Source organism: Pseudomonas synxantha (assembly GCF_900105675.1).
In the GTDB taxonomy this organism is placed as follows: domain Bacteria; phylum Pseudomonadota; class Gammaproteobacteria; order Pseudomonadales; family Pseudomonadaceae; genus Aquipseudomonas; species Aquipseudomonas synxantha.
On record NZ_LT629786.1, the window covers coordinates 1,866,087 to 1,891,837 of the forward strand.

The window sequence follows — 25,751 nt, forward strand, 5'->3', positions numbered from 1 at the left end:
TAGTTCGAGACCTCTTCACCCTACGCCGTAGCCTACACGCCACCAATGACCAATGCGCCGGAAAAAACCTTAGCCAATCTGCTCGAGGATGTCGCGGACCTTGTCCAGCGCCAGGTCGATGTCCAGGGTTTCAATGGCACCGAAACCGATGATCAGGCCCGGGCGAGCAGGTGCGTCGTGGTAGAACACGTCCAGCGGATACAAGCCCACTCCAGCCTGGCGTGCCATTTCTATCAGCAGCGTGATATCCACCGGCACTTTGCACAACGCTGCCATATGAAAGCCGGCCACCGTGGGTACTGCTTCAAACCAGGGTGACAGATCACCGGCCAGGCGCTGCAGGATGCGTTCGCGGCGCCCAGCATAGACGCTATGACAACGGCGGATATGCTTGAGCAAATAGCCCTCGCTGATGAACTTGGCCAGTGCCCATTGCGGCAGGGTCGAACAGTGCTGGTCGGTCAGTTGCTTGGCCTTGAGCACCGCGGCATAAATCGCCGGCGGCAGCACCGCGTAGCCCAGGCGCAACTGCGGCAGCAAGGTTTTCGAGAAGGTCCCGACATAGGCCACCACGCCACGGGTGTCCATGCTTTGCAGGGAGTCGGTGGGGCGGCCTGCGTAGCGAAACTCGCTGTCGTAGTCGTCTTCGATGATGATCGCGCCAAGCTCGATGGCCCGTTCCAGCAGGGCTTCGCGGCGTGGCTGGCTCATGGGCATGCCGAGGGGGAACTGGTGGGACGGGGTCACGTAGATGAGCCGGGTTCCCTCGGGAATGTCCTTGACCCGGATGCCCTGGTCGTCCACCGGCACACTGGCGACGCTCGCGCCCATGGCCATGAACAGTTGGCGTGCGGGGCTGTAGCCTGGGTCTTCCATGGCCACGATACTGCCCGGCTCCAGCACCACACGGGCGATCAGGTCGAGGGCCTGCTGGGCGCCATTGGTGACCACGATGTCGTGGTCGAGGCATTTGACCCCGCGGGAAAACGCGATGTGCCCGGCGATGGCACTGCGCAGGGCGGGCAGGCCCTCGGGCTGGCTGTAGAAACCGCTGTGCTGGGCGATACGGCGCAGGGCATGCTGGGTGCAGCGCCGCCATTCCTCCTGGGGGAATTGATTGCGCGTGGTGGCGCCGCCGATAAATTCGTAGCGCAGGATATCGTCGTCGGTGGGATGGCGCATGGGCGAGGGCAGTGCCGCCCACTTGCTCAGGTTGGCGGCGCAGGCCAGGTCGGTGGCGCTCTGCACGCGGTCGGGCTGTGGCGCCCACGCATTGACGAAGGTGCCCCGGCCAATCTTGCCGACCAGCAGGCCTTCGTAAGTCAAGGTGGCGTAGGTGTCGGAGACAGTTTTGCGCGATATGCCCAGTTGCTCGGCGAGCAGCCGGCTGGGAGGCAGTTGTGCACCGGCCGAGAGTCGCCCGGTGGCGATGGCTTCGCGCAACTGCTGGTAAAGCTGGGCAGCCAGGTCCTTGCGGCCGGTGATGACGAGGTGCAGTTCCATGTTTCATCCTGGGACAGATCGATCTGCGCCAAGGTTACGCGCAAACCGATCCGAAGAAACCCAGGCGATGTCAGGACAGGAAGCCGCCATCCACATTCAGCGACACGCCGGTGGTGTAGCTCGACGCATCACTGGCCAGGTACAACACCGCGCCGGCCATTTCGCTGGGGGCGGCCACGCGCTTGAGCGGGATCTGGGCCAGGGCAGTTTTCAGGATCGAGTCGTTCTTGACCAGCGCCGAGGCGAACTTGGTGTCGGTCAGGCCCGGCAGCAGTGCGTTACAACGGATGCCGAACGCCGCACATTCCTTGGCAAACACCTTGGTCATGTTGATCACGGCGGCCTTCGTCACCGAATAGATGCCCTGGAACACACCCGGCGAGATGCCGTTGATCGAAGCCACGTTGATGATGCTGCCGCCGCCGTTTTCGCGCATCAGCTTGCCGGCCTCCACCGACATGAAGAAGTAGCCGCGAATGTTGACGTCAACGGTCTTCTGGAATGCACCGAGGTCCGTGTCCAGCACGTTGCAGAACTGTGGGTTGGTCGCGGCATTGTTGACCAGGATATCCAGGCGCCCGAACTGCTCGCGGATGCCGGCAAACACCTGGGCGATCTGCTCCATTTCCCCAATGTGGCAGGCAATGGCGGTGGCCTTGCCGCCGTCGGCGATGATTGCATCGGCCACGTGCTGGCAACCTTCCAGTTTGCGGCTGGAAACAATCACATGGGCGCCTTGCTGGGCCAGCAACTTGGCGATGGCTTCGCCGATGCCACGGCTGGCGCCGGAAACGAAAGCAATCTTGCCGTCAAGGTCGAACAGGTTGGTCTTGGACATGAGGGTTCCTTGTGGTTGCAATCAGAGCGCGGATTTGCCGATGACATTCAGGCTCATCTGCTCAAGCAATGTGTTCATATGGATGAACTGCGCAAAGCGTTTGTCCTGGGTCTGGCCGTGGAAGAAGCGGTAGTAAATCTGCTGCACGATGCCGGCCAGGCGGAACAGGCCGTAGGTGTAATAGAAATCGAAATTATCGATCTGGATGCCGGAGCGTTCGGCGTAGTAGTCGACGAACTGGCGGCGGGTGAGCATGCCCGGGGCGTTGCTCGGCTGGCGTCGCATCAGTTGCACCGGCGCCGGGTCGGCGGCTTCGATCCAGTAGGCGAGGGTATTGCCCAGGTCCATCAGCGGGTCGCCCAGGGTGGTCAGTTCCCAGTCCAGCACGCCGATGATCTGCATCGGGTTGTGTGGGTCGAGGATCACGTTATCGAAGCGGTAGTCGTTGTGCACGATGCTGGAGGTCGGGTGGTCGGCGGGCATTTTGTCATTGAGCCAGGTGCGCACTGCTTCCCATTTTGGCGCGTCGGGGGTCAGGGCCTTTTCGTAGCGGTCGCTCCAACCGCGAATCTGCCTTGCCACGTAGCCTTCGGGCTTGCCCAGGTCGGCCAGGCCGCAGGCCGCATAGTCGACCTGATGCAACTCGACGAACTTGTCGATGAAGCTTTTGCACAAGGCTTCAGTCTTGGTCGCGTCCAGCCCCAGTTCGGTCGGCAGGTCGGAACGCAGGATGATGCCGTTGACCCGTTCCATCACATAGAACTCGGCGCCGATTACTGACTCATCGGTGCAGTGCACGTAGGCCTTGGGGCAGTACGGGAAGCCATCCTTGAGTTGATTGAGAATGCGGTATTCGCGGCCCATGTCGTGGGCGGACTTGGCCTTGTGGCCAAACGGTGGGCGGCGTAGCACGAACTCCTGGCCCGGGTATTCCAGCAGGTAAGTCAGGTTCGAGGCGCCACCGGGGAATTGGCTGATCTTGAGCGTTCCCTGCAAGCCTGGGATATGAGCCTTGAGGTAGGGATCAATCAGGCTGGCATCAAGCTCTTCGCCGGGGCGAATCTGGGTCGATTGGTCGTTCAGCGCCATGCTTATCCCTTCTGCTTATTCTAAAGGCCTTGGACTATTTCCTAATCTAATGCGCACCACCGCCCAGCGACAAGGTCGGGGCGGTTTAATAGGTTAGCGTGTTGAAGGGTGATCAGCGTGCCTGATTGGTCATTTTGCGGGCGCTGGCAACGTGACCGGGGTCAGTACGGGACGGCCGGCAAAGTATTCCACCAGGTTGTCCGCCACCCGTTGCACCGTATCGTGGGTAGCTTCCGGTGACAGGCCGGCCACGTGGGAGGTGAGCACGGTATTGTTCAGGCGCTTGAGGGCGTCCGGCACCTTGGGCTCATCGTCGAATACATCCAGCGCGGCGCCGCCGATACGCCGTTGTTCCAGCGCGGCCACCAGGTCGGCGGTCACCACCACGCTGCCACGGCCGATATTCACCAGGAAGCCGTGCGGTCCCAGTGCGTCCAAGGCATGGCGGTCGATCAGGTGCCGGGTGCTGGCGCCGCCGGGTGTCGCCAACACCAGGAAGTCGGAGTTGCGGGCCAGCTCCACGGCGGTTGCACAGTAGGTGTACTCCACGTCATCGCGGGGTTGGCGGTTGTGGTAACTGACCTCCATGCCGAAGCCGAGGGCGGCACGCTTGGCGATCTCCATGCCCACGGCGCCAAGCCCGAGAATCCCCAATTGCTTGCCCGCGAGGGAAGGGCGCATGACCTTCGGCCATTCGTTGCGCCGCACGGCCGCATCGGTTTGGGGAATGCCGCGCACCAGTGACAGCAGCAATGCCATGGCGTGGTCGGCCACCGAGGGCGCGTTCACCCCGGCGCCGTTGGTCACCACGATCCCACGGTTACTCGCCGCCTGCAGGTCTACATGCTCGTAGCCGGCACCGATCACGCAGATGATCTCCAGCAACGGCAACGCGGCGATTTCCTCAGCGTATAGCCCCAGCGGCCCGCGGGTCAGCACGGCCTTGATCTGCCCTGCGTGGGCCTTGATCGCCTGGGCCCGCTCTGCGGGCGTCGGCGCCAGGATCACGTGAAAGTCGTTGCTCTCGATGATTTGCAGGTATTCGTTGATGGTTTCAACCAGGACCAGGACAGTGTTGGGCATGGGGCAGCTCTTACTGTGGGGTTCGATCCTGGGATTATGCGGGATTTTTGTGGCACTAAAACCGGGGGGCCAAAAGAATGTTTGCCTGGTTGAATGGGGGGCGTGCCGCTGACGCTGAGCCGGCTGGCAGCACAGGGTAATAGCGCCTCGGTGCCCAGGAGACGCTGACAGGGTTATTTGCTTTCTCGAGCCTTCTGTTGTGCCGCCTGGAAGATTTCCCGGTAATCATAGCTAGGAAAGAATTCCGTTTTGTAAGGACCCCAGGCGGTATTTTCCAGCGCCAGGTTTACAGCCGCCAACCGCGATGCCGGCAAGCGCAGAACGATAACGTGGCCGATACCCATGGTGATATTCCAGCTGACGATCTCTACGCCTGCTGGAGGAAATGTCTTGAAAAAATCCTGCTTTTCGAGTTGGGCCCTTAGTTCACCCAGTGGGCGTGATTGATCATGTTTCAGGAATACAGTCAGCATCAATGCATCGTCGGGAGTGGCAACAGACTCTTTAACAGCAGCAGGTGCCTTGGCTTGTGCAACAACACTGGTTGAAATTAAAGCTGATGCAACGACTGTGGATATCAGCAACGATTTGAGTGGGTTTTTCATGGGGACGTATCTTCTTGTTAGTGGTTTATAAAGGGCGAACGTTAATGATTGGCGCGGGACAACGTCGATTGCTTTAATAATGCGGATGTAGCGAGTGGGTCGTGGTGGTTTTTATCGGCCCTTTGTAAGGTGCGTGAACGACATAGATACGTACGTTTTCGTTGGTCTCGACCATGTCGCGAGGTACTTCCCGGGAATAAGTGAATTCCTCGGTGTTGAGTGCTTCCAGGCGTCTGACGATGGACCTGTGCGGGCCTTTATCAGGCACGAGGATATGGGTTTTCCTGTCGCCTGTGACCAGGAAGTACCCACCACCGCCCTGTTCATATTTTGATCGCCCGGTGTCGGTATAAAAGAATTCATAACGGTTGCGTTCGGGATCCCACATCGAGATGCCGACCACACCCGGGTACTTGTCCTTGACGTCTACATCAGGGGCGCCTTCTATATAAACTTTTGTGGTCAGCCATTGGGGCGATGTGCCCAGTGCGTGGCTGTCAGCATGTTCGGTTGTTTGTCGTGCCTGACTCACGAGTGGATTAAGGAGTCCGGCGAAAAGTACAACAGTGAAGAGCAATCTGCGCTTTTGCATATCAATAGACCTTGCGAAATATGGATATTGTGGTGTTGGTGGCTTGTTGGTTTGCAATATAAGCGTGATAACTTGGCCGCTCAATGCTCGCGAAAATCCTTGTAACAAAAGCTGCGGTTAATAATGAAAACCACATTAAAAAATATTATTTCAAAGCGCTGTAAGTAGGTTTTTTCTTACAGGTTTTTATATCTGATTAAAGCTTAACTATTTTTTCTGTAACTTCGCGTCGATCAGAATCTGGTTAATAGAGTCAACCAGGCCAATGTCTGTGCTGGCAGCTGCTCAATTGCGGCTAATGGTCGCTGTCGAGGGCACTGCGCATCTGTCCCATGCGCGCGGGCAGCCTGACCATTGCTCAGCTAAGTCTTTGCTTATTCAAGAGAATCCCGGACAATCCGGGCCTTGTTATGGTCAGGGCGCTGCCTGTCAGGTTTTTCTGACTCGTCCTGGCCGTGTGAATGCGGAGATCCGACCGGATGAATGATCAGGCCAATAGCGTCGACGAACGCTATGCAACGACACCTGCAACCCTCACAAGCTGGAGCCGCCAGGACACGACCTGGATGCTTGGGCTGTTCGGTACCGCCATTGGCGCCGGTACTTTGTTCTTGCCGATCAACGCGGGCCTGGGGGGCTTCTGGCCACTGGTGATCCTGGCGCTGCTGGCCTTCCCGATGACATTCTTTGCCCACCGTGGGTTGACCCGTTTCGTGCTGTCGGGCCGTGAAGGCTCCGATATCACCGATGTGGTCGAAGAGCATTTCGGCATCAAGGCCGGTGCGCTGATCACGTTGCTGTACTTCTTCGCGATCTTCCCGATCCTGCTGATCTACAGCGTGGCCCTGACCAATACCGTCAGCAGTTTCATGGAGTATCAGCTGCACATCATGCCGCCACCCCGGGCGGTCCTGGCGTTCGTGCTGATCCTCGGCTTGCTGGCCGTGGTGCGTTGCGGCGAGCAGGTGATCGTCAAGGCCATGAGCCTGATGGTGTATCCGTTTATCGTCGCCTTGCTGTTCCTGGCCGTGTACCTGGTGCCGCACTGGAACGGTGGCATTCTCAGCACCGCCAGCGAAGTGCCGGCTCCGTCGGCATTGCTTAACACGCTGTGGCTCGCGATTCCGGTGATGGTGTTCTCGTTCAACCACTCGCCGATCATCTCGGCCTTTGCGGTGGACCAGAAGCGCCAGTACGGCGCACATGCCGAGGAGCGCAGCTCGCAGATCCTGTCCCGCGCGCACCTGTTGATGGTGGCGATGGTGCTGTTCTTCGTGTTCAGTTGCGTGCTGACCCTGTCGCCCGCGCAGTTGGCCGAGGCGAAGGCGCAGAACTTGTCGATCCTGTCGTACCTGGCCAACCACTTTGACAACCCGACTATCGCCTTCGCTGCGCCATTGATTGCGTTCGTGGCGATTGCCAAGTCGTTCCTGGGCCACTACATCGGTGCCAGCGAGGGCCTCAAGGGCCTGGTGGTCAAGACCGGTCGCCGCCCGGCACCGAAGACCCTGGACCGCATGACCGCCGCCTTCATGCTGGTGGTGTGCTGGATCGTCGCCACGCTCAACCCGAGTATCCTCGGCATGATCGAGACCCTGGGTGGGCCGGTGATTGCGTCGATCCTGTTCCTGATGCCGATGTACGCGATCCGCAAGGTGCCGGCCATGGCCAAGTATCGCGGGCAGGCTTCGAATGTGTTTGTTACGGCAGTCGGCTTGATTGCCATTACGGCATTGGTCTATTCGCTGATTGCCTAAGGCCTGACACAGCCTGCAAGGACTACACAGATTCAAATGTGGGAGGGGGCTTGCCCCCGATAGCGGTGTATCAGTCGCCCATCAATTGACTGAGCCACTGCTATCGGGAGCAAGCCCCCTCCCACAGTTGTTTGGTGGTGGTGTTGACGCCGAAGTACAGCCTGGTTGGTGTTTCCGCTGCTTGCTCAAGGCCTGACACAGCCTGCAAGGACTACACAGATCCAAATGTGGGAGGGGGCTTACCCCCCGATAGCGGTGTATCAGTCGCCCATCAATTGACTGAGCCACTGCTATCGGGAGCAAGCCCCCTCCCACAGTTGTTTGGTGGTGGTGTTGACGCCGAAGTACAGCCTGGTTGGTGTATTCGCTGATTACTCAAGGCCTGACATAGCCTGCAAGGGCTAAGCAGATCCAATGTGGGAGGGGGCTTGCCCCCGATAGCGGTGTATCAGTCGCCCATCAATTGACTGAGCCACTGCTATCGGGAGCAAGCCCCCTCCCACAGTTGTTTGGTGGTGTTGCTGATGCCGAATTACAGCCTGGTTGGTGTATTCGCTGATTGCTCAAGGCCTGACATAGCCTGCAAGGGCTAAGCAGATCCAATGTGGGAGGGGGCTTGCTCCCGATAGCGGTATATCAGTCACCCATCAATTGACTGAGCCACTGCCATCGGGAGCAAGCCCCCTCCCACAGTTGTTTGGTGGTGTTGCTGATGCCGAATTACAGCCTGGTTGGTGTATTCGCTGATTGCTCAAGGCCTGACACAGCCTGCAAGGACTACACAGATCCAAATGTGGGAGGAGCTTGCCCCCGATAGCGGTGTATCAGTCACCCATCAATTGACTGAGCCACTGCTATCGGGAGCAAGCCCCCTCCCACAGTTGTTTGGTGGTGTTGCTGATGCCGAATTACAGCCTGGTTGGTGTATTCGCTGATTGCTCAAGGTCTGACACAGCCTGCAGGGACTACACAGATCCAAATGTGGGAGGGGGCTTGCTCCCGATAGCGGTATATCAGTCACCCATCAATTGACTGAGCCACTGCCATCGGGAGCAAGCCCCTTCCCACAGTTGTTTGGTGGTGTTGCTGATGCCGAATTACAGCCTGGTTGGTGTATTCGCTGATTGCTCAAGGCCTGACATAGCCTGCAAGGGCTAAGCAGATCCAATGTGGGAGGGGGCTCGCCCCCGATAGCGGTGTATCAGTCACCCATCAATTGACTGAGCCACTGCTATCGGGAGCAAGCCCCCTCCCACAGTTGTTTGGTGGTGGTGTTGACGCCGAAGTACAGCCTGGTTGGTGTATTCGCTGATTGCTCAAGGCCTGACACAGCCTGCAAGGACTACACAGATCCAAATGTGGGAGGGGGCTTGCCCCCGATAGCGGTGTATCAGTCACCCATCAATTGACTGAGCCACTGCTATCGGGGGCAAGCCCCCTCCCACAGTTGTTTGGTGGTGTTGATGATGCCGAATTACAGCCTGGTTGGTGTATTCGCTGATTACTCAAGGCCTGACATAGCCTGCAAGGGTTAAGCAGATCCAATGTGGGAGGGGGCTTGCCCCCGATAGCGGTATATCAGTCGCCCATCAATTGACTGAGCCACTGCTATCGGGAGCAAGCCCCCTCCCACAGTTGTTTGGTGGTGTTGCTGATGCCGAATTACAGCCTGGTTGGTGTATTCGCTGATTGCTCAAGGCCTGACACAGCCTGCAAGGACTACACAGATCCAAATGTGGGAGGGGCTTGCCCCCGATAGCGGTGTATCAGTCACCCATCAATTGACTGAGCCACTGCCATCGGGGGCAAGCCTCCTCCCACAGTATTACGGGCATAAAAAACGCCGCGTATCTTGCGATACGCGGCGTCTTTCACATCAACACACCGTTAAGCTTGGATCACCGGGATGTTGGCGCTTGCTGCGATCTTGCGGAACTCAGCGATCTGGTCGAAGTTCAGGTAGCGATAGACGTCGCTGGCCATGGTGTCCAGTTTCGCTGCGTAGCCCATGTACTCTTCGACGGTCGGCAGGCGACCCAGAGTGGAAGCGACTGCCGCCAACTCAGCCGAAGCCAGGTAGACGTTGGCACCATCACCCAGGCGATTCGGGAAGTTACGGGTCGAGGTCGACACCACGGTCGAATTCGGCTCTACCCGTGCCTGGTTACCCATGCACAGCGAGCAGCCCGGCATTTCCATGCGTGCGCCAGCCTTGCCGTAGATGCCGTAGTAGCCTTCTTCGGTCAGCTGATGCGCGTCCATCTTGGTCGGTGGCGACAGCCACAGGCGGGTTGGCAGCTGGCCCTTGACCTGTTCCAGCAGCTTACCGGCAGCGCGGAAGTGACCGATGTTGGTCATGCACGAACCGATGAACACTTCGTCGATCTTCTCGCCGGCAACGCTGGACAGCAGACGGGCGTCGTCCGGGTCGTTTGGCGCGCAGAGGATCGGCTCGTTGATCTCGGCCAGGTCGATCTCGATGATTTCGGCGTATTCGGCGTCGGCATCGGCTTCCATCAGTTCCGGGTTGGCAACCCAGGCTTCCATCGCCTGGGCGCGGCGTTCCAGGGTACGCGCATCACCGTAGCCTTCACCGATCATCCAGCGCAGCAGGGTGATGTTGGAGTTCAGGTACTCGGTGACGGAGTCCTTGGACAGCTTGATGGTGCAGCCGGCAGCCGAACGTTCGGCCGAGGCGTCGGACAGCTCGAAAGCCTGTTCCAGCGTCAGGTCGTTCAGGCCTTCGATTTCCAGGATGCGCCCGGAGAAGGCGTTCTTCTTGCCTTTCTTCTCTACGGTCAGCAGGCCAGCCTGGATCGCGTAGTAAGGAATGGCATGCACCAGATCACGCAAGGTGATGCCAGGCTTCATCTTGCCTTTGAAGCGCACCAGGATCGATTCCGGCATGTCCAGTGGCATCACGCCAGTGGCTGCGGCAAACGCGACCAGGCCGGAACCTGCGGGGAACGAGATGCCCATCGGGAAACGAGTGTGGGAGTCGCCACCGGTACCGACGGTGTCCGGCAGCAGCATGCGGTTCAGCCAGCTGTGGATGATGCCGTCGCCTGGACGCAGCGATACACCGCCACGGGTCATGATGAAGTCAGGCAGGGTGTGGTGGGTGGTCACGTCGATCGGCTTTGGATAGGCCGCGGTGTGGCAGAAGGACTGCATCACCAGGTCGGTCGAGAAGCCCAGGCACGCCAGGTCCTTGAGTTCATCACGGGTCATCGGACCTGTGGTGTCCTGGGAGCCCACGGTGGTCATCTTCGGCTCGCAGTAGGTGCCAGGACGAACGCCTTTGCCTTCTGGCAGGCCGCAGGCCTTGCCGACCATTTTCTGTGCCAGGGTGAAGCCCTTGCCGGTGTCGACAGGCGCTTCAGGCAGCTTGAACAGGTCGGTAGGGCCCAAGCCCAGTTCGGCACGGGCCTTGTCGGTCAGGCCACGACCGATGATCAGCGGGATACGGCCGCCGGCGCGAACTTCGTCCAACAGCACCGGGGTCTTCATTTCGAAGGTGGTCAGGACTTCATCGGTGCCGTGCTTGCAGACTTTGCCAGCATAAGGGTACAGGTCGATCACGTCGCCCATGTTCATGTTGGTCACGTCGAATTCGATCGGCAGTGCGCCCGCATCTTCCATGGTGTTGTAGAAGATCGGAGCGATCTTGCTGCCGAAGCAGAAACCGCCGGCACGCTTGTTCGGCACGTAAGGCACGTCGTCGCCGAAGAACCACAGTACCGAGTTGGTTGCCGACTTACGCGACGAACCGGTACCGACCACGTCACCGACGTAGGCGATCGGGAAGCCTTGGCCGCGCATCTCTTCGATCTGCTTCATCGGGCCGGTCTTGCCTTGCTCGTCCGGCACGATGCCTTCGCGAGCCATTTTCAGCATAGCCAGGGCGTGCAGCGGGATGTCAGGGCGGGACCAGGCGTCAGGCGCAGGGGACAGGTCGTCGGTGTTGGTCTCGCCGGTGACCTTGAACACGCGCAGGCTGATCTTGTCGGCCAGGGTAGGGCGGTTACGGAACCACTCGCCGTCAGCCCAGGACTGGATCACGCCTTTGGCATGCTCGTTGCCATTGCGGGCTTTTTCAGCCACGTCGTGGAACGCATCGAACATCAGCAGGGTGTGCTTGAGCTGGGCGGCCGCGACGGGCGCCAGGGTGGCGTCGTCCAGCAGCTCGACCAACGTCACGATGTTGTAGCCGCCTTGCATGGTGCCGAGCAGTTCAACAGCGCGTTTCTTGTCAATCAGGGGGGAAGTGGCTTCGCCCTTGGCCAGGGCAGACAGGAAGCCGGCCTTGACGTAGGCAGCTTCGTCAACGCCCGGTGGAATGCGGTTGGTGATCAGGTCAACGAGGAATTCTTCTTCGCCAGCCGGAGGATTTTTCAGCAGCTCGACCAGGCCTGCGGTTTGTTCGGCGTTAAGCGGCTGGGGAACGATACCCAGGGCGGCACGCTCTTCGATATGTTTGCGGTAGGCTTCAAGCACAGTTATTACCCTCATCAGTGGTCCCACGGGACGCTCATCCAGGCATGAACGGCACGCATGCGCTCGGGGGCTTTTTGAGCCGCAAAGCCAGCGCTGCCGTCATTCCTTTACAGAAGCTGCTTTCAAAGTTTTACGCCTGCAGAACGGAGCTGATGAGGGTTGGCGCGGGTTCTGACCTACCGGGTCGAGCCCACGCCAACACCGTTCTGAAGGAACGACTGTGCTCGTGACGCTTTGAAAACAGCTTCCAGCGGATTATTGGCGCCTTACAAGGCCGGGTGATTCTACGGCAAAAAAAATCTAAAGGTAAGTTGCCTGTCCAAGTTTGCTGGGTGATCAACCTTAGACAAAGGGCTAACATGGCGCACTGTTTCGCTGATTTGCGTGTTGTTGACCATGCCCAACCAAACCATCAAGACCCCCTGCGTCGGCCTGTGCTCCACGGTCTACGGCGATCTCGTGTGCCGCGGCTGCAAGCGCTTCCACCACGAAGTGATCCAGTGGAACGGCTATAACGAAGAGGAAAAACGCGCAGTCTGGCGCAGGCTTGAGCAACTGCTGGTGCAGGTCATGGCCGGCAAAGTGGAGGTCTTCGACCCCAAGACCCTGCGCGGGCAGTTGGAGCAACGCAAGATTCGCTTTGTGCCGCACCAATCCGAGTACTGCTGGGCCTACCAACTGATTGCGCGCGGGGCGCGGGTGATCAACAACCTGGAGGCGTATGGAATGGTGCTGTTGCCGGAGTTTCGCGATTGGCCCTTGCCGGACCTGCGCGATGCCATTGATCGGGAGTTCTTTATCTTGTCCGAGGCGCATTACCAGCGCTATATCGCGCCGGGGTTCCTGAGAGATGCGCTGTCTACCTGACAGCATGCATCCAAATGTGGGAGGGGGCTTGCTCCCGATAGCAGTGTGTCAGTCAGCCCATCCTTCACTGACCCACTGCAATCGGGAGCAAGTCCCCTCCCACATTTTGCCCTCTATTGTTCTTCAGGGCTTGGTTGCCAGTTCTTGCAGATGATCCATCAACTCCTGCGGCTTGAGCACCAGCACATCGCTTTGCACCGCATCCAGCACCACCTCCGCCGTATTGCCAATCAACGCCCCGGAAATCCCGGTGCGCGCCACGGTGCCGATGATGGTCACTGCCGCTTGCAACTGATGGGCGATGTGCGGGATCAGCACATCGGCCGGGCCTTCCTTGATATGCAGGTGCCTTTCGTCCACGTCGAACTCAGCCTGGAACGCCCGGCACTGCTCGCGATAGCGCGCCTCGATGGTTTCCTTGAGCTGGAAGGTAGGATCCGCCGCCGACAGCATTGGCGACGGGTGGGCGCTGATCACATGCAGCTGCGCCTTGGCCAGGCTGGCGATATCAAACCCGTGGTCGATGATCGAATTGTGCAGCGAGCGGTGTTCGCCGTCGGTGTTGCCCACATCGATGGCCGCCAGAATCACCCCGCCGGCCCATGGCGTGGCGGTCTTGACCAGCAGCACCGGCGTCGGGCAATAGCGCAGCAGTTTCCAGTCCGCCGGCGTCAGCAGGGCCTTTTTCAGCGGGCTGTCGGGAAAGTGTTGCTTGATCACCAGGCCGCAGCCCTCGGCTTGCTGCACATCGATGATGGTTTCATGCAGGCTGTCGTTCCACGCCTGTTCGGTGGAGACGCTGTAGCCGTCATTCCTTAAACCTTCCTTGAGCACGCTCAACAGCGCCGAATGCTCATGGTTCTTGTCGCAGACCAGCAGGTGCAGGTGTGCGTCGGTCACCCCGGCGATCAGCTTGGCGCGCTTGAGGGCCAGGCTTTCCGAATGCTCGGGCTCGATGACCACCAGAATGCTGCGGATGGCTTGCATGATCAGAATCTCCAGGAAGGGGCATGCAACAACTATAGTTGCTGCCCGCCAGACGTCATGTTGATACACATCAAGGCCGGTGGCTGGTGGTCTTTGACGGGGTCGGTATAATCGGCGGCCTTTTGTGATCCTTTACCCGTGAGCCCGATGAACCTGCCCGAAATCCATGAATTCCTCGGCTGCCGCACCCCTGACGCCTGGGTGCAGGCTGCCCTGGCCGATCAGGACACCCTGCTGATCGACCACAAGAACTGCGAATTCAAAGCGGCCAGCACCGCCCTGAGCCTGATGGCCAAGTATCACGCCCACGTTGACCTGATCAACATGATGTCGCGCCTGGCCCGCGAAGAGCTGGTGCACCATGAGCAAGTCATGCGCCTGATGAAAAAGCGCAAGGTCGAGCTGCGCCAACTGCACGCCGGCCGTTATGCCTCGGGCTTGCGCAAGGTGGTGCGCAGCCATGAGCCGGTCAAGCTGGTGGACACCCTGGTGGTCGGCGCTTTTATCGAAGCACGCAGTTGCGAGCGTTTCGAAGCGTTGGTGCCGCACCTGGACGAAGAACTCGGCAAGTTCTACTTCGGCCTGTTGAAAAGCGAGGCGCGGCACTTCCAGGGCTACTTGAAGCTGGCGTACCAGTATGGCGACGCCAAGGACATCGCCCAGGTGATCGAGCGGGTGAGGGCGGCCGAGCAGGAACTGATCGAATCACCCGACATCGAGTTCCGCTTTCACAGTGGCGTGCCAGCCTGAGGCCACGACCACACCGAGCAAGGCGGTGATGCCGGCCAGCAGCAGGATCACCGTTCGCATGCCCAGGGGCGCTGCCAGCACGGCAATCATCAGGCCCGCCAATGGCTGGGCCAGGTTGTTGAGCAAGGTGATCACACCCACCGTCTTGCCGAAATCCTGTACTGGAATGACCCGTTGGCGGGTGCTGCGCAGGTATACGTTGAACATCTTGTCGAAGCCGGTCACCAGCAGGAAACCCACGGCGTAGGTCCACACGCCGGGGCTGATCGCAGTGATCAGCGCGCCGACGGCAATCATCGAATACGACAGCCCGCCCATCACCTTCAGCGGCAACGCTGAGCGCGCCAGATAAAACAGAATCACGATGGTGACCAGCGCGCCGGCGGCTTGCAGCAGGGCGTAGGCATCCTTGTCGGCGGCGTAATGGCCGGTGACCATCGCGGCCGAAGTGGCCAGCGTCACCCCGACAATCAGATTCACGCCGACCGCCAGGGTGATGATGCGTTTCAACTCCACCCGGCTGCGGATGTGGCCGAACGCGGTGCGCAGGGGTTGCAGCCAGATACCCGGGTGCTGCTCATGGATCTGCAGGTTCGCCGTGGTGTTGCGCTGCCAGGTCAGCATTGCCAGGTCTGCCAGCACGAACAGTGCGGCGACACCGAGCACTACCCAGGGCCACGCCCAGACTTCCAGCATCAGCGCTGCCAGCAACGGCCCGAGCACCAGGCCGCTTTGATCGGCGATCTGTGAGTAGGACAAGGTCTTGGCGTAGGTGTAATGCTGGAAGATATGCGGCATCACCACTTCCCGCGCCATGATGCCCTGGGTGGTCAATACTCCGCACAACGCGGACAGGATCACCAGCCAATAGATACCCTCGAACAGCCCGTAAAGCGCCACCGCCACCACACAGGCCAATGCCCGGTACACCTGGCTGATATGCAGGATGCGCACCGGTGAAAACCTGTCGCAGAGCGCTCCGCACACCGGAAACGCCAGGTAGCGCGGCAGTGACTCGACAAAGAACGCCAGGCCCGCCCATGACACGCTCTTGGTGGTCTGGAACACGATCAGCGGCACGATGAACAGCAGGATCTGGTCGGCCAGCCGAGACAGGAACAGCGAAACGAAGAACGCCAGGTAATCCTTGCGCATGGAACTCCCTGTGAATGGCGTAAAAGATTGCAGGTTATTTGTTAAAAACTCTTAAAAGCATGAAGCTTCGTCGGCACGTACTGGCCAGCGGCTTCTGTTGGCCAGCTTGCCACCTATAATGCCCACACTTCAATCCGCCTATCCACACTGAGAACTTATGGAAAACCTGGGTCTGGGCAAGGTCCTGCTCGTTGAGGACGATGAGAAGCTGGCAGGGCTGATCGCACATTTTCTATCGCAACATGGTTTTGAGGTACGGGTGGTCCACCGGGGCGATAAAGCCTTGGCGGCGTTCATTGAGTTCAAGCCGAAGATTGTCGTGCTCGACTTGATGCTGCCGGGCCAGAGCGGGTTGCATGTATGCCGCGAGATTCGCAATGTGTCGGATACGCCCATCGTGATCCTCACCGCCAAGGAAGATGACCTGGACCATATCCTCGGCCTTGAGTCCGGCGCTGACGATTACGTGATCAAGCCGATCAAGCCACCGGTACTGCTGGCTCGCCTGCGCGCCTTGCAACGCCGTCAAGTGCCCGAACCCACGGTGCGCGGTGCCCTGGAGTTCGGCCGCTTGTCGATCGATCGCAGTTGCCGGGTGGTCAGCCTGGGTGGCGAGAACATTGACCTCACCACCATGGAGTTCGAGCTGCTGTGGTTGCTGGCCAGCAGCTCGGGCAAGATTCTTTCGCGCGATGACATCCTCAATCGCATGCGCGGCATTGCCTTCGACGGCCTCAATCGCAGCGTCGACGTCTATATCAGCAAATTGCGCGGCAAGCTCAACGACAACCCCCGCGAGCCGGTGTGCATCAAGACCATCTGGGGCAAGGGTTACCTGTTCAATCCGTTCGCGTGGGAGGCCTAGATGCTGAGATTGTATCTGCGCCTCTACGTCATCCTCGCGCTCGGCCTGGCTGGCTCGATCTGGCTGGTCAACTACGGCTTGGACGCGTACATGCCCGAGTCCAACGAGACCTATAACCGTGAAGCCCTGCGCGGCCCGGCCTGGGCTTTGGTGGAGCAACTGCGGCCGGTGCGGGGTGAAGCGCGCCAGGCACGCCTGGATGAGCTGCAACCGCATTATGGCTTGCGCCTGCAACTGGTGCCGCGCGACGCACAGCACCTGAGCGAGCGCGAACAGAAGCTCCTGGCCAATGACCAAGTGGTGGTGCGCGAGGACTTCATGAAGTTCCTGGCACCTATCGACGACGGCCCGCAATTGCTTGAGATCCAACTGCCGGAAGAGCCCAAATGGCTGTACTTGTGGGCCTATGGCTTTCTGGGCGTGAGCCTGGCCGTTGTCCTGTATTTCTGGGTGCGCCCGCACTGGCGCGACCTGGAGCACATCCGCCTGGCCGCGCAACGCTTTGGTGACAACGACCTCGGTTCGCGCATCCTGCTGCCGCGTCGTTCCACCGTGCGCGAACTGGCGGGGCACTTCAACCAGATGGCCGAGCGCATCGAAAGCCTGATCGCCAACCAGCGCGAACTGACTAATGCCGTGTCCCATGAATTGCGCACACCCATTGCGCGTTTGTCGTTCGAGCTCGATCAGCTCAGGCAACAAAGTGATCCACGCCAGAGCCGTGAGCTGATCAGCGATATGTATTCCGACCTGGGCGAGCTGGAGGAAATGGTCTCCGAGCTGTTGACCTATGCCAGCCTGGAGCGCGGCGCCACCCAGGTGACCCGCGAGAATATCGAGGCCCACAGCTGGCTCGACAGCGTCATCGGCAGCGTGGCGCTGGAGGCCGAGGCGGAAGGGGTGCAGTTGTCACTGCGCACCTGTGAGGTCGACTTTATCCGGATCGAGCCACGCTTTATGGCGCGCGCAGTGATCAACCTGTTGCGCAACGCCATTCGTTATGCCGACCGCCGTGTCGAAGTGTCGCTGGTCAAGTTCGGCAGCGGTTACGAAGTGCGGGTCAATGACGACGGCCCAGGCGTACCGCTGGAGGGCCGCACCAAGATCTTCGAACCCTTCCTGCGCCTCGACACCAGCCGCGACCGCCGCACCGGCGGCTTTGGCCTGGGGCTGGCGCTGGTCAAGCGCGTAAGCCAATGGCATGGCGGGCAGGTGCAAGTGCTGGACTCGGAGTGGGGCGGGGCGTCATTCCGGATGACCTGGGCGTATGCCGAGTAACACCTTTTGAATACTGCGCGGCTCAAATGTGGGAGGGAGCAAGCCCCCTCCCACATTTTGATTGGGTTACCAACTTGAATCAGAAGGTGTATTCCACCATCCCCATCACCGACGTCTGCAAGCGCCGCTCCACAATCGGGCTCTTGCCCGCTTTATCCGCCAGGTACTGCACATCCAGCAAGGTGGAGAACTGAGTGTGCTCGTTGATCGGCAAGCTCCACACCAGGTTCATGCCATTGCTGATATTGCCGCCTGCGGCCTTATATTCCTTGAAGCGGCTGCGGGCGGCCTGGCCGGTGGTCACGCCGTACCAGGTCTGCAGGTAGTCGCGGTCGCCGAAGTGGCTGTTGAGGCTGGCATCGACGGAACCGAAGCGGCCTTCATACAGGTTGGTGCCCAGGCTCAGCTCCAGGTGGGTGTAGGCCTTGCCGGTGTCTTTGTGGTCGTCTTCCTTGAGCGCGTGTTCCAGGGTGGCGCCGATAATCACGCCACCGAGGTTGTAGGCTGCGTTCATGCCCAGTTGCGGGCGTGATTTGATTTCGCCCATGCCTTTGAGGCGTTTGGAGCCGGCATGCATGCTTTGGTTTTTATCTTTGCGAGAATCGCTTGCGCCGACGTAGGCGCTGAGGCTCAAGGCATTGCCTTCATAGGCCCAGCCCAGCCCCGTGTCGGTGTCGAGGAAGATGCCCCAGGGGCTGATGATTTTGCCGCCCAGCACGGGGGCTGTCATGCGTTCGTCGCTGCCGCTGTAGCGCGGCGCATTGCCCACGCCGGCCTTGAGGCTGTATTGCCAGTCTTCGGCCAGGGCCGTGCCGGCAGTGGCCAGCAGGCACAAGGAGGTGAATGACAGGCACAGGTTCTTAGGGTACATCAGGGGTTGCTCCTGGTTAGAAATTCAGGGGGGGGTGGGGAGGATGCGTACGTTTGAAGGAGTAGCCCGAAGCACTCAGGCCGTTGATCTGGCGGCTGACGGTGTCTCCCAGGCCGTAGCCGCTGCCGGCCAACACCGCATGGGCGTTGTCCACGGGTAGCAGGATGTAGTCGGTCAGCGGCTCGTCATGCAATTGGCCGCGAATCACCAGGAAGCCCTCTTCCAGGCGCACGCTGATGCCGCTCAATGGCGCGTCGGGTTCATGGGTGTTAAGCACCTGGTAGGTGCCGATAGTGTCGGCCCAGGCCGTGGGCAAGGGCGGTGCCTCGATGCGCTCGCCAATGGCGATGCGCTGGCCGTGACTGCGCGCAGTGAGTATCTGCCGGCCTTGTACTCTCATTACATCAAGCTGGATGCGGCCCAGGTCGCCCAGGTCCTTGAGCCAGAAACCGAGGACCTTTTTCTGCGCGCGCAACCAGCCTTGGTCATCGCGCAATAACTCGAAGTCATAGCCGGCCAGTTCACCGGCCAGGCGTTCATGGTCATCCTTAATGCGGAACACGCCCCAGGCGGTCGCGTAGAATCCGGCCAGGCGCTTGCGATCAATGGCTGCCGGTACATGACGCAGCTTGAGGCCGTGGCTGGGGGCCTGGCAGTCGTCGGCGCAGACGGGTTTGCCGGTCTGGGCCTCAAGCATCAGGCGCAGGCTGTCGGTGGACAGCGACACCACCATCTCTTCGGCATTGCTGTCGTTGGCCATGATGATCACGGCCAGTTGCTGGTCCGGCAGCAGGGTCAATTGCGCGGCGAAATCGTCACCGCCACCACTGTGCTGATAGGTGCGCACGCCCGGACCAATCGGCTCGTCACCGCAGGGCGCCAGGAACCAGCCCAGGCCCATCTGGCAGTCGAAGTCCAGGGCGTTGCCGGTGTTTTGCTGGATGAACATCGCGTCAATCGATGTGCTGTCCAGCACCTGGTTGCCTTTGTAGCGGCCTTTGGCGAACAGCATCTGCACATAGTGGCTGAGGTCCTTGGGGCTGGCCCACAGGCCGCCGGCGGCGAGGTCGCGCACCTGCGCGTCGGTGCTCGCGTTGCCGTCCTCATAGCCCAGGGCGCGAAAGCTCAAGTGCGCGCCGGTGCCGAGGAAACTGGACTGATTCATCTGCAAGGGTTTGAACAGGCTGCTTTGCAATTGCGCTTCGAAACTTTTGCCGCTGCTGCGTTCGATGGCGGCGCCCACCAGTGAATAACCGAGGTTGGAATAAGCCACCTGGGAACCTGGCAGGCTGCTCAGCCACACGCCCGATACGCGCATCGGCATCTGCCCCATGGCGTAGGTGCTGTGCAGGTCGCGCAGGTGTTCGCTGGGTAAACCGGATTGATGGCTGAGCAAACGCCGCAAAGTGATCGCACGATCAGCCTCGGCCTGGTCGCTATGAAAACGTGAGCGTACGTAGAATTCGCGCAGGGTTTGCTGGATCGGCGCCTCCAGTGCCAGGCGTTGTTGCTCTACCAGTTGCAACGCCGCGGCGGCGGTGATCAGTTTGGAGATGCCGCCGGCACGAAACGCCGTATTGGCAGTGACCGGTACCCCTTGGGCCTTATCGGCCAAGCCAAAGCCACGGGCCCAGATCAGTTCCTGGCCGTTGACCAGGGCAATCGACAAGCCCGCTACATTTTCCCTCGCCATGTCCTTGGGAATGCGGGCTTGCAGGTAACGGATGATCGCGCCGTAATCGCCTTTTTGAATCGCCGGCGGGGCAGGCGGCTGCGAGTGGCAACCGATACTGCCCAACAGGCAACCCAACAGCGGAATACCGCGCAATCTGCGAAACATGGAAGAGCACCCGATTGGTATTTGGATGCTCGAATGCTAGGGCTGCGGGGGCCAACAATCTTTGAGTGCTTTGTCGAGAAACTGTCAAAGACTGTTAACGGCTACCGCTCCACACTACTTAAGTACGGCGCAACACTGTGGGAGGGGGCAAGCCCCCTCCCACCTTTCAAGCCTCTGTTAACCCACAAGTCCCAAACGCTCATGCCAATCGGCAATCGATTCCTCAGGGTATTCATCGAACCGCAAGTCACCCTTGCGCACACTGACCTCCACCCACGGCGCCTTGGAGCCCAGCATCAGGTGCGTGTGTTCCGGCGGCACCGGCAGCGGCGTGTCGATGGCCGAGGCAAACGGGTGGATCAGCTCCGGCCACTGCGGGCTGAACAGCCACAGGCCGCTGCCGCACCGGGAGCAGAAATGCCGCTCGGCGCTGCTCGCATGGGCACGGCTGGCGCCCTCGGGCTTGAGCTTGGCGTGGTAGATGGAAATCTGCTTGCGCCCGCGTACCTTCAAGCTCTTGGCATCACCACCAAGGTTGATCGCATAACCGCCGCCGCCCTGGGTCTTGCGGCAGATCGAGCAGTAGCAGCGCTGGTAAGGGTAGGGGTGGGCGCTGGTCAGGCTGAATGTCACAGCGCCACAATGGCAGGATCCTTCGAGTTGCATGGGGCATCTCCTCTGGCAAGGTGACGTTCAAGCTTAGGCGTTTTCCGGCATCAAGGTAGCGATCAGTGCGCGAATGGTCCCCGGCAGCGCCTCCAATTCGCGCACCAGGATGCTGCGCTCGCGAATCGCCCAGGGCTCGTCCAGCTTCACGGTCACCAACTGCATGGTGCGGCTGTGGCGCAGGGCAGCGGACTCGGGAATGATGCCAATGCCCACCCCGGCCTCGACCATCCGGCAGATCGCTTCGAAGCTCGAGACCTGGATGCGCAGCGACAACTGCTTGCCCAGGCGCTCAACGTGTTCACGCAAAAAACTCAACAGCGTGCTGCCTTCATGCAGGCCGATATGCTGGTACGCCAGGGTCTGCTCCAGGCTGACCGACGGCTGGTCTGCCAGGGGATGCCCGACCGGCACCATCAGCACCAGTTCATCGGTGCTGAAATGCAGCACTTGCAAACCCGATGCTTCTACGGGACCGGCAATGATACCCATGTCACTGGTGCCATCGAGCACGCCGCGCACGATATCCCGGGACAGGCGCTCCTGCAGGTCAACGGTCACCCCCGGCCGCTGGGACAAAAAGCCCGCCAGCACTTCCGGCAAGAACTCGGTGACCGCCGTGGTGTTGGCGAAGATGCGGATATGCCCGGCCGAGTCCACGCCGTATTGGGTGAACTCGCTTTTCAGGTAATCCACCTGGCGCATGATCAACCGCGCATGGTGCAGCAGGCGCTCGCCTGCCGGTGTGATCTCCACCCCACGGCTGTCGCGGTACAACAGGCGGGTGTCGAGCTGGCCTTCCAGGGCCTTGATTCGCGCACTGGCGGCGGCCGGCGAGAGGAACGCCCGCTTGGCGCCCTGGGTCAGGCTGGGGGATTCGGCGATATGGATAAACAGGCGCAGGTCGGCGAGATCAAAATGCATAAAAAACTCCCGATAGCAGTGGGTCAGTACCCAATGTGCTAGCTGATACACCGCCATCGGGAGCAAGCCCCTCCCACATTGGAGATGCGGCGTTTTTTTGTAAGTTGGCGTTCAGCATAACCGAACGCTGGTTTATTGAAATGCAAATTCTCAGAACGGCCAGGCCCTTGCATGATCGGCAGCAGACACCCACTGCCTGAGGATCTGCACCCGATGAGTGCCACTGATTGGATCGGCCGAAGTGAAACCGCCCCCGACCACCTGAGCCATAACCTGCTCAAGCGTATCGCCGCTACGTTCGGAGAAACTGTGCCCGCCGAGGGCGAAGCCGTTGCGCCACTGTGGCAATGGTGCTTTTTCCAGGACGCGCTGCCGGAATCGGCCTTGGGTAGCGACGGTCACCCCGCCCGCGGCGGCTTCCTGCCGCCGGCCGATAATCGCAATCGCATGTGGGCCGGTGGGCGTATCGAATTCCTGCAGCCACTGCGTGCCGGCGAGGCGGCCACCCGTATGTCGACCATCACCCAGGTCGAAGAAAAGGCCGGGCGCACCGGCTCGTTGCTGTTTGTCACTGTGCGCCATGACTACTCCCAGGACGGCCGCCTGGCGATCCGCGAGGAACAGGACATTGTTTACCGCGAACCGACACCGCCCAAGCCCGGCAGCGGCGATGCCCTGGCCCAGGGCGAATGGACGGAGACGGTCGAGCCGACGCCCACCTTGTTGTTCCGCTACAGCGCCGTGACCTTCAACGGCCACCGCATCCACTACGACTACCCCTATGTCACCGGTACCGAAGGTTATGCCGGCCTGGTGGTGCATGGCCCGCTGATCGCCACCTTGAACCTGCGGGCGTTCTGCCGGGCGCATCCCGACGCGACGCTGCGTCGTTTCAGCTATCGCGGCATACGCCCGTTGATTGCGCCGCAGCCATTTGAGGTGGGCGGGCGCCTCACCGCAACCGGGGTCGCAGAACTCTGGGCCGGCAATGCCGAAGGCCTGGCGCAGACCGCCCAGGTGCATTTCGAATAATCCAAGAACAATAGGCGGAGAGCCGTTAATGAACCCCAATGACAACGAAGAACTCACTGCCATCCGCGAAGGCGTGCGTGCCTTGTGCGCGCAGTTCGATGCCGCCTATTGGCGCAGCATCGATGAACAAAAGGGCTTCCCCGAAGCCTTCGTCAAGGCGCTGACCGACGCCGGTTGGCTGTCGGCGATGATTCCCGAGGCGTACGGCGGCTCCGGCCTGGGGCTGGCCGAAGCCTCGGTGATCCTCGAGGAAGTCAACCGCTGCGGCGGCAACTCCGGCACCGTGCACGGCCAGATGTACAACATGTTCACGCTGTTGCGTCACGGCAGTGAGGCGCAGAAACGCTTCTACCTGCCCAAGCTGGCCAGCGGTGAGCTGCGCCTGCAATCGATGGGCGTCACCGAGCCGACCACCGGCACCGACACCACCAAGATCAAGACCACCGCGATCAAGCGTGGCGACAAGTACGTGATCAACGGTCAGAAAGTCTGGATCTCGCGGGTGCAGCATTCCGACCTGATGATCCTGCTGGCGCGCACCACGCCCTTGGCCGAGGTGAAGAAAAAGTCCGAAGGCATGTCGATCTTCCTGGTTGACCTGCGTGACGCCATCGGTAACGGCCTGACCGTGCAACCCATCGCCAATATGGTCAACCACGAGACCAACGAGCTGTTCTTCGACAACCTCGAGTTGCCCGCTGACAGTCTGATTGGCGAGGAGGGCAAGGGCTTCAAGTACATTCTCGATGGCCTGAATGCCGAGCGCACCCTGATCGCCGCCGAATGCATCGGTGATGGTCGCTGGTTTATTGAAAAGGCCAGCGCCTACGCGCGCGACCGCGTGGTGTTTGGCCGGCCCATCGGGCAGAACCAGGGCGTGCAATTCCCGATTGCCGAGGCCCATATCGAGATCGAAGCGGCCGACCTGATGCGCTGGCGCGCCTGTGAGGAATACGACAGCGGCAAGCACGCCGGGGCCAGCGCCAACATGGCCAAGTACCTGGCGGCCAAGGCGTCCTGGGAAGCGGCCAACGCCTGTCTGCAAACCCACGGCGGTTTTGGCTTTGCCTGCGAATACGACGTGGAGCGCAAATTCCGCGAGACCCGCCTGTACCAGGTGGCGCCGATCTCCACCAACCTGATCCTGTCCTACGTGGCCGAGCATTTGCTCGAACTGCCACGTAGCTTCTGAGGGCCTGAGCATGCGTGATACCCAGGCCCTGTGCCGTTTCCTCGCCGATCTGACGTACCAACAGGTGCCCGAGCCGGTACTGGCGCGCATCGAAGAGCTGTATCTGGATTGGCTCGCTTCGGCGTTGGCCAGCCGGGGCGCACACCCGATTCCACTGTTCGAACGCTATGCGCAGAAGATGGGCCCGAGCAGCGGCCCGGCCCAGGTGATCGTCAACGGCACCGGCACCAGCGCGTATTTTGCCGCGCTGGTCAACGCGGCCTCATCCCATCTGGTGGAGCAGGATGACCTGCACAACAGCTCGGTGCTGCACCCGGCCACGGTGGTGTTTCCTGCCGCTTTGGCCGCTGCCCAGGACCTCAATAAGTCTGGCCGTGAGTTGTTGTTGGCCTCGGTGGCCGGTTATGAGGCTGGGATTCGCATCGGTGAATTCATGGGTCGCTCCCACTATCGCATCTTCCACACCACGGCCACGGTCGGCACCCTGGCGGCGGCGGTCGCAGTGGGCAAGTTGCTCGATTTCAATCAGGAACAGTTCATCAACCTGCTCGGCAGCGCCGGCACCCAGGCGGCCGGGCTGTGGGAGTTCTTGCGCGATGCCGCCGACTCCAAGCAACTGCATACGGCCAAGGCGGCGGCGGACGGCTTGCTGGCGGCCTATCTCACCGCCGATGGCTTGACCGGCGCACGCAATATCCTGGAAGGCGACCAGGGGCTGGCGGCGGGCATGTCTACTGATGCCGAGCCAGGCAAATTATCCGCCGGCCTGGGCAGCCGTTGGGCGCTGGTGGAAACCTCGTTCAAATTCCACGCTTCCTGTCGCCACACCCATCCAGCCGCCGATGCGCTGCTGGCGGTGATGCAGCGCGAAGGTTTGAGCGCGGTACAGATTGCTCGGGTACAGACCCGCGTGCATCAAGGCGCCATCGATGTGCTCGGTCGAGTGACGGTGCCGACCACGGTGCACCAGGCCAAATTCTCCATGGGCACCGTGCTCGGCCTGATCGCCGTGCATGGCAAGGCTGGGCTGCCTGAATTCCATGAACTGGCGTTGAGCGATCCTGCTGTCGCGGCCTTTCGCGACAAGGTCAGCATGACTCTCGACCCCGAGGTCGATGCTGCCTACCCGCAGCGCTGGCTGGGCCGCGTCACCGTCACCACCACCGATGGCCGCACGTTGCACGGCGCCATCGACGAGCCCAAGGGCGACCCGGGCAACACCCTGAGTCGCGCCGAACTGGCGGATAAGTTCCAGCGCCTGACCCACTTCAGCGCTGCCCGCACACCGGCCCAGGCCACCGACCTGATCGAGCAGGTGTGGAACCTGCGTCACACCGCGTCCATGGCCCATTGGCTTTGA

At 60.5% G+C, this 25,751-nt stretch carries 21 protein-coding genes; 8 read left to right on the plus strand and 13 right to left on the minus strand.

What is annotated here, in order from left to right:
* Nucleotides 1-69 precede the first annotated feature (69 nt).
* The 6 genes from pdxR to BLU48_RS08960 form a co-directional block, all read right to left on the minus strand.
* On the minus strand, nt 70-1,503 hold the full coding sequence (pdxR, locus tag BLU48_RS08935) for a MocR-like pyridoxine biosynthesis transcription factor PdxR (protein WP_057025276.1): 1,434 nt from the start codon (nt 1,501-1,503) through the stop codon (nt 70-72).
* A gap of 70 nt (nt 1,504-1,573) precedes the next feature.
* A complete protein-coding gene (locus tag BLU48_RS08940) occupies nt 1,574-2,341 on the minus strand; it encodes an SDR family oxidoreductase (RefSeq protein ID WP_043050946.1) in 768 nt (255 codons plus the stop codon).
* Nucleotides 2,342-2,362: 21 nt separating this feature from the next.
* Nucleotides 2,363-3,430, minus strand: a complete 1,068-nt coding sequence (locus tag BLU48_RS08945; RefSeq protein WP_057025277.1) for a phosphotransferase family protein — start codon at nt 3,428-3,430, stop codon at nt 2,363-2,365.
* Between the two features lie 129 nt (nt 3,431-3,559).
* Nucleotides 3,560-4,513 (minus strand): 2-hydroxyacid dehydrogenase, encoded by a 954-nt coding sequence (locus BLU48_RS08950; protein ID WP_057025278.1) that lies wholly within the window; start codon nt 4,511-4,513, stop codon nt 3,560-3,562.
* Nucleotides 4,514-4,686: 173 nt separating this feature from the next.
* The gene (locus BLU48_RS08955; RefSeq protein WP_057025279.1) at nt 4,687-5,118 is read right to left on the minus strand and encodes a hypothetical protein; all 432 of its coding nucleotides are present in this window, start codon (nt 5,116-5,118) and stop codon (nt 4,687-4,689) included.
* Nucleotides 5,119-5,191: 73 nt separating this feature from the next.
* Nucleotides 5,192-5,710, minus strand: a complete 519-nt coding sequence (locus BLU48_RS08960; RefSeq protein WP_057025280.1) for a DUF4822 domain-containing protein — start codon at nt 5,708-5,710, stop codon at nt 5,192-5,194.
* Between the two features lie 479 nt (nt 5,711-6,189).
* Here BLU48_RS08960 and BLU48_RS08965 point away from each other — a divergent pair, with 479 nt between their 5' ends.
* Nucleotides 6,190-7,467 carry a serine/threonine transporter gene (locus BLU48_RS08965; RefSeq protein ID WP_057025281.1) on the plus strand — a complete coding sequence of 426 codons (1,278 nt, stop codon included), beginning with the start codon at nt 6,190-6,192 and terminating at the stop codon, nt 7,465-7,467.
* A gap of 1,887 nt (nt 7,468-9,354) precedes the next feature.
* On the opposite strand, the gene acnB is transcribed toward BLU48_RS08965, so the two are convergent.
* A complete protein-coding gene (gene acnB / locus BLU48_RS08970; RefSeq protein ID WP_057025282.1) occupies nt 9,355-11,964 on the minus strand; it encodes a bifunctional aconitate hydratase 2/2-methylisocitrate dehydratase in 2,610 nt (869 codons plus the stop codon).
* 396 nt (nt 11,965-12,360) lie between these two features.
* Here acnB and BLU48_RS08975 point away from each other — a divergent pair, with 396 nt between their 5' ends.
* Entirely contained in the window at nt 12,361-12,831 is a 471-nt protein-coding gene (locus BLU48_RS08975; protein ID WP_057025283.1) for a DUF1289 domain-containing protein, read from the plus strand.
* A 123-nt stretch (nt 12,832-12,954) separates the two neighbouring features.
* Here BLU48_RS08975 and BLU48_RS08980 read toward each other — a convergent pair whose 3' ends face one another.
* Nucleotides 12,955-13,818: a universal stress protein gene (locus BLU48_RS08980; protein WP_043050938.1), complete on the minus strand. Its 864-nt coding sequence runs from the start codon at nt 13,816-13,818 to the stop codon at nt 12,955-12,957.
* Between the two features lie 147 nt (nt 13,819-13,965).
* Between BLU48_RS08980 and BLU48_RS08985 the strand changes: the two genes are divergently transcribed.
* Nucleotides 13,966-14,568, plus strand: a complete 603-nt coding sequence (locus BLU48_RS08985) for a MiaE family protein (RefSeq protein ID WP_056846174.1) — start codon at nt 13,966-13,968, stop codon at nt 14,566-14,568.
* Here the strand turns inward: BLU48_RS08985 and BLU48_RS08990 are convergent.
* Nucleotides 14,524-15,723 carry an MFS transporter gene (locus BLU48_RS08990; RefSeq protein WP_057025284.1) on the minus strand — a complete coding sequence of 400 codons (1,200 nt, stop codon included), beginning with the start codon at nt 15,721-15,723 and terminating at the stop codon, nt 14,524-14,526. The genes BLU48_RS08985 and BLU48_RS08990 overlap by 45 nt on opposite strands.
* A 157-nt stretch (nt 15,724-15,880) precedes the next feature.
* Between BLU48_RS08990 and BLU48_RS08995 the strand changes: the two genes are divergently transcribed.
* Together BLU48_RS08995 and BLU48_RS09000 are read left to right on the plus strand one after the other, a co-directional pair.
* Nucleotides 15,881-16,588, plus strand: coding sequence for a response regulator (locus BLU48_RS08995; RefSeq protein WP_043050936.1), 708 nt, complete (start codon nt 15,881-15,883; stop codon nt 16,586-16,588).
* Nucleotides 16,589-17,866 (plus strand): ATP-binding protein, encoded by a 1,278-nt coding sequence (locus BLU48_RS09000; RefSeq protein ID WP_057025285.1) that lies wholly within the window; start codon nt 16,589-16,591, stop codon nt 17,864-17,866. It begins immediately after the preceding gene.
* A 79-nt stretch (nt 17,867-17,945) separates the two neighbouring features.
* On the opposite strand, the gene BLU48_RS09005 is transcribed toward BLU48_RS09000, so the two are convergent.
* The 4 genes from BLU48_RS09005 to BLU48_RS09020 form a co-directional block, all read right to left on the minus strand.
* On the minus strand, nt 17,946-18,737 hold the full coding sequence (locus BLU48_RS09005) for a MipA/OmpV family protein (RefSeq protein ID WP_057025286.1): 792 nt from the start codon (nt 18,735-18,737) through the stop codon (nt 17,946-17,948).
* Nucleotides 18,738-18,753: 16 nt separating this feature from the next.
* Complete coding sequence (locus BLU48_RS09010; protein ID WP_057025287.1) at nt 18,754-20,577, minus strand: serine hydrolase domain-containing protein; 1,824 nt, start codon at nt 20,575-20,577, stop codon at nt 18,754-18,756.
* Between the two features lie 177 nt (nt 20,578-20,754).
* Nucleotides 20,755-21,243, minus strand: a complete 489-nt coding sequence (locus tag BLU48_RS09015; protein WP_046068376.1) for a GFA family protein — start codon at nt 21,241-21,243, stop codon at nt 20,755-20,757.
* A 33-nt stretch (nt 21,244-21,276) separates the two neighbouring features.
* Nucleotides 21,277-22,167 carry a LysR family transcriptional regulator gene (locus BLU48_RS09020; protein WP_057025288.1) on the minus strand — a complete coding sequence of 297 codons (891 nt, stop codon included), beginning with the start codon at nt 22,165-22,167 and terminating at the stop codon, nt 21,277-21,279.
* Nucleotides 22,168-22,380: 213 nt separating this feature from the next.
* Between BLU48_RS09020 and BLU48_RS09025 the strand changes: the two genes are divergently transcribed.
* Genes BLU48_RS09025 through BLU48_RS09035 form a run of 3 tightly spaced genes read left to right on the plus strand, consistent with a single transcriptional unit; the run spans nt 22,381 to nt 25,751 of the window.
* On the plus strand, nt 22,381-23,199 hold the full coding sequence (locus BLU48_RS09025) for an HTD2 family dehydratase (RefSeq protein ID WP_057025289.1): 819 nt from the start codon (nt 22,381-22,383) through the stop codon (nt 23,197-23,199).
* 28 nt (nt 23,200-23,227) lie between these two features.
* Nucleotides 23,228-24,391: an acyl-CoA dehydrogenase family protein gene (locus BLU48_RS09030; protein ID WP_057025290.1), complete on the plus strand. Its 1,164-nt coding sequence runs from the start codon at nt 23,228-23,230 to the stop codon at nt 24,389-24,391.
* A 10-nt stretch (nt 24,392-24,401) separates the two neighbouring features.
* Nucleotides 24,402-25,751 carry an MmgE/PrpD family protein gene (locus BLU48_RS09035; RefSeq protein ID WP_057025291.1) on the plus strand — a complete coding sequence of 450 codons (1,350 nt, stop codon included), beginning with the start codon at nt 24,402-24,404 and terminating at the stop codon, nt 25,749-25,751.